We start from the raw sequence: 826 nt of genomic DNA on the forward strand, positions 1-826 counted from the left end.
AAAGCCCGGAATGCGGCAAACTCCGTACCGCGATCAAAGGTGAAGCTCTGACGCGCGAAGGCGGGCAGGGAAGAGAATGCACGAATGATTTTGTCCATGATCGGACGCGAGTGCCGGCTCGGGTTCTTGATCAGAACGGTATAGCGGCTTTTGCGCTCAACGAGTGATGTGACATTGGCATGGCCAAACGGACGCTCGAATATGATGAGGTCGCCCTCCCAATGACCAAACTGCGATCTGTTTCCAATGAAATCAGGCCTTTGGCCGATACGATGGCTTGCTGGAAAAGCACCATCGCGCGGTTTTCTGGAGCGGAGAGGACGACGCTTGCGGCGCGCTTCCGGCAGGTATTGATAGAGGCCGAGCGCATAATCTTCCTTGCTGTAAATGAACCGGTAGATCGTTTCGGCGGACACGCGAACAGGGCTTATTCCCTCCGACAGCAGACGCCCGGCGATCTGCTCGGGAGACCATCGAGCCTTGAGTTGACGGATGACGTCGGCTCGCAGATCCGGATGGCGTCGCAGCTTGCGCAAGCGTCTTCGTCGCTCGCGGGTCAGTTGATCAGCGATCGTCCCGAAGTAACCGGTGTACTGGGGAAGCTCACGGTCATGGAAGGTGTTGCGACGGATTTCGCGATAGATGGTTGACCTATGGCGTCCGAGCCGGCGGGCCATCTCGTTGATAGTGACTTTCTGATCAACGAGACGATGAAGAAGGCGACGATCGGCGAGGGTCAATTGCGAATAACATCCGGACATGCGAAAATCTCCAAAGTGAAGCCATTGAAATCACTGGCATGTCGCACTTGGAAATAGAATGTACC

1 protein-coding gene is annotated in these 826 nt (G+C 55.7%); it reads right to left on the reverse strand.

What is annotated here, in order from left to right:
* The coding region (locus V6R85_RS25995) for an IS30 family transposase (RefSeq protein ID WP_336377356.1) at positions 1-761 on the reverse strand (761 nt) is incomplete at its 3' end.
* Between the last annotated feature and the right edge of the window lie 65 nt (positions 762-826).

The sequence above is a fragment of the Agrobacterium sp. CCNWLW32 genome, from assembly GCF_037083425.1.
GTDB lineage: Bacteria > Pseudomonadota > Alphaproteobacteria > Rhizobiales > Rhizobiaceae > Agrobacterium > Agrobacterium radiobacter.